We start from the raw sequence: 3,568 nt of genomic DNA, 5'->3' as shown, positions 1-3,568 counted from the left end.
AACTCCAGGGTACACAATGCTTTTTTACTTATTGTCAAGAGCTTGGCAAGGTATTTTGGCAAGAGAAAAATTTTCTCAATGGTTATCAGCCCCGCTTTGTCAGCATCCGAAATATCGGACTTAATAAACGCCCTACCCGTGAGAAAGCAATGCCCCTTCACGATCGTCCAGATCGAATGCTGAAAATTAATTCTGCTAAATCTATCCAATTCGATCGGCTCATTGGTAAATAATATTCAGAATCGTCCGCAATCCCCCAGTCTCTCGACTCGCTTGCCTTAATTCTGATGGTATTAACGCTGCTATTCCGTCCGCAATGCTTATTTAAAGGTACTGCCTAGTATTTGAATATTTTTTCTCATCGCCATGCATATTCGATCGAACTTCGCCCAATGAGATTTACAGAGTTCTCATATGAATGAAACCGATGAAAGAAATTATCGAGATGTACTTCTGGCCGTATATCTTTCCCCTTGCCTTTCTGACCGCGATCCCACTTGATGCGATCGTGCTCGATGCCACGCGAGAAAATGTAGTCTTTGTGGCGAACAAAGTGGAGCGTGTTGCTAATGCTGATGGAACAGGAGCCAAATACCTGATTTTCACCAAGACCGAAACATTTGAAAATACAGATCGATGGTCGATCGGGAAGTTTAATTCGTCCGACTTGCATGGTGCGATCGCCGTCAACAAAACTTATACGGCTACAGTTGTCGGTGGGAGAGTGCCGGAATTGTCTTGGTATCGCAATATTATTAATATTAAAGAAAAATGAAAGTTTGAGTACTCATCATCGATATCCTCAAAACATTAAAACTGACACTAATTCTTAGGTTCGATCGTAATTGTATCAATTCTACTCTAGATATTGAGAACGGCACGATCGATCGAGTATATACTTATGGAACCAGATGGTTAATGGAGAAGCCGCAATTACTTAGGTAAATCATGGCATTCATCCCGATCGATTTGTCGTCAAAACTTGAGTTGAAATTATCGATTAGATCTCTTTAATAAGTTGTTGCTCAATTGCATCACAAGCAACTTTTACACCATTTTCCGCGCGAATAATCTGGCCGATTTCGGCTGCTTTAGTAGCATATTGGGAATTATCTAGCAATTCTCGTAATTCCTTGGCTAATCGAGAGGCTGTATATTGCGATCGAGCAATCGTCCGTGATGTCCCCAAGCGTTCGACGCGTGCGGCATTATCCGGTTGATCGTTACCATAGGGCACAACTAAAGTCGGACAACCCGCCCGCAAAGCTTGCGCCGTCGTCCCAATTCCACCTTGATGGACGATCGCCCTAGCATGGGGAAAAATCTGCGAATATGGCACATAATCGATCGCGATAATATCTTGAGATAGATTTGCTGGCGGCGGATTCTCGCCAATCAATAACACAGCGCGAAGATTCAATTGTTTAATTGCTGCGATACTTTCCCGATAAAAAGTACCAGGATTATTTACGGCAGCAGAACCTAAAGTAAAGACGATTGGTGATTCGCCTATTTTTAAAAACTGCTGAAGCTGTGGAGATAATTCCGCAGGGTTTCGATCGCCATCAAAGAAGGTAAAACCAGTCGCGATCGTATTGCTCGGCCAATCGGATTGCGGCTGCGCCAAGGCAGTTGAAAACAGTGCCAAGGCCAGATAAGGAGAACATTTGTTATCGATGATGACATTACCAGCTAATCTGGGTAATCCCAGTTGTTTTCTAAGTTGATGAATCGGCTCTCCCCAAGATTTCGTAACTGCAAGTAATAACTGTTTGACCGCGCGATTGAATGTGCGTCCTAATTTTGGCAATCGATCGGCGAGTGGAAATAAAGGGATGACCGAGGGATCGACTGCCGAGAAAAAAGCTGCTGGCTGAAGTACCGAAGTTATCCACTGAATTTCCAATTTCTCTGCAACTAAACGGGTGGCATAAACGATCTCGCCACTGACGATACAATCTGCACCTTGAGCACTAGCCATCAGATCGGTATATGTATCGCGCAAATTCGGTAATAACCATTCCTTGATGATGTATTCCCCACCTGTCTTCAGATCCAACATCTGTGCCATGATTTCCGGCTCATCGGCAGTTGGCAGATCGGGGCGCAGCGAACGAAACTCTAGTCCCAAATTTTCGATTTTAGTTTGATACGATCGATGAGTAGCAAATACGATCTTATGCCCGCGTTGCTGGAGTTCTAGAGCGATCGCAATTTGCGGATGCAGATCGCCGAGAGAACCAATTGTCGTTACAACTATTCGACTCACTGTTTGCCTCCGAATTTACAGATCGATCGAGATTTTAGATGGTGCGTTACCCTGCGGGATAACGACGCGCGCTTTGGAGGTTTCCTCCAAGTTAAGCGGCTCGCGTTCCGTCTTCTCTTCGAGACGCTACGCGAACGACACGCCTCGCTTCGTATCTCCTACAGCGAGACAAAACAGCGCGTCAAGACAACACACCCTACTTTGAATTTAGAGTAATCGATCGAGTGCTCGATCCTCTTTAATCTTATTAACGATCTGTTTGATTTCCTGAGTCCGATGTTTAGATACAATCAGCGTCACATCACCATCGCGAACGACCACAACATCTTCAAGTCCGATCGTCACTACCACTTCATCGGGATTGCTAGCATACATCACCGATCCAGTTGTATCGATACAGACATGATTGGCTAATTCGACATTCACATTATCGCCTTTTAATAACCGCTCGATCGCGTTCCAATCGCCCAAGTCATCCCAACCAAAATCAGCCGGAATTACATGGGTTAATTTAGTTTTTTCCATCAAAGCATAGTCAATACTAATCTTCGGTAAAGTGGGATAAATATCGACACCTTTTTCAATCAATAGCTGCATCAGTTCCGGTGCATGTAACTTTAATTCGTCGATCGCAATTTTGGCCGTGAAAATAAAGATGCCACTATTCCAGGTATAGTCGCCACTAGCAATGAAACTTTCTGCGGTGGCTGAATCCGGTTTCTCGGTAAATCGATCGACTCGATAGGTTTCTAAATCGTTGTACCTGCCGCTGGCAATCCCCTGCTGAATATAACCGTAACCAGTCGAAGGAAAAGTCGGTGTAATTCCCAGCGTGACGATCGCACCCGTATGCTCGGCCAATTCTACCGCTGCGGCGATCGTCTTCGCAAAAGCCGCCGCATCGCCAATCCAGGCATCCGCAGGGAAAAAGCCGATTGTCACTTCTTCACCATAGCGTTTGGCAATTTCTAGACTCGCCCACGCCACCGCCGCCGCTGTATCTCGACCTTCTGGTTCAGCCAGTAAATTCGCTACTGGCAGGCTGGGTAATTGCTCCTGGACACCTGTTTCGAGCAGTTTGGAGGTAATCACCCAAATATCTTCCCAACCACCGACGATCGGCACTAATCGGTTAGCAGTAGCTTGAATCAGACTTTCGCCACTACCATCGAGACAGAGAAATTGCTTGGGGCGTTGTTTGCGGCTGAGTGGCCAAAACCGTTCGCCTTTACCGCCCGCAAGAATTACAGGGACAAATTTTGGTTGCATGGAATCGATCCAGAAATTACTAAGTTTTAC

At 45.4% G+C, this 3,568-nt stretch carries 3 protein-coding genes and 1 pseudogene; 2 read left to right on the top strand and 2 right to left on the bottom strand.

Going from position 1 to position 3,568, the window contains the following annotated elements:
• Together RMO84_RS09170 and RMO84_RS09165 are read left to right on the top strand one after the other, a co-directional pair.
• Positions 1-233 (top strand): annotated as a pseudogene (locus tag RMO84_RS09170) (hypothetical protein); the annotation flags it as partial.
• 194 nt (positions 234-427) lie between these two features.
• Complete coding sequence (locus tag RMO84_RS09165) at positions 428-775, top strand: hypothetical protein (protein ID WP_310488170.1); 348 nt, start codon at positions 428-430, stop codon at positions 773-775.
• A gap of 225 nt (positions 776-1,000) precedes the next feature.
• Here the strand turns inward: RMO84_RS09165 and RMO84_RS09160 are convergent, their stop codons facing one another.
• Together RMO84_RS09160 and RMO84_RS09155 are read right to left on the bottom strand one after the other, a co-directional pair.
• A complete protein-coding gene (locus tag RMO84_RS09160) occupies positions 1,001-2,269 on the bottom strand; it encodes a glycosyltransferase (protein WP_310488169.1) in 1,269 nt (422 codons plus the stop codon).
• Between the two features lie 207 nt (positions 2,270-2,476).
• The gene (locus tag RMO84_RS09155) at positions 2,477-3,538 is read right to left on the bottom strand and encodes a sugar phosphate nucleotidyltransferase (protein WP_310488171.1); all 1,062 of its coding nucleotides are present in this window, start codon (positions 3,536-3,538) and stop codon (positions 2,477-2,479) included.
• Positions 3,539-3,568: the final 30 nt, after the last annotated feature.

It is taken from the genome of Chamaesiphon sp. VAR_69_metabat_338 (assembly GCF_031423935.1).
GTDB lineage: Bacteria > Cyanobacteriota > Cyanobacteriia > Cyanobacteriales > Chamaesiphonaceae > Chamaesiphon.
Note: the sequence above shows the minus strand (reverse complement) of the source record. Positions and strands in the feature narration are given on the sequence as shown.

What these genes read in the sequence shown, in the direction of transcription:
- RMO84_RS09165 (WP_310488170.1), top strand. Translation starts at nt 428, where the DNA reads ATGAAAGAAATTATCGAGATGTACTTCTGGCCGTATATCTTTCCCCTT.
- RMO84_RS09155 (WP_310488171.1), bottom strand. Translation starts at nt 3,538, where the DNA reads ATGCAACCAAAATTTGTCCCTGTAATTCTTGCGGGCGGTAAAGGCGAA.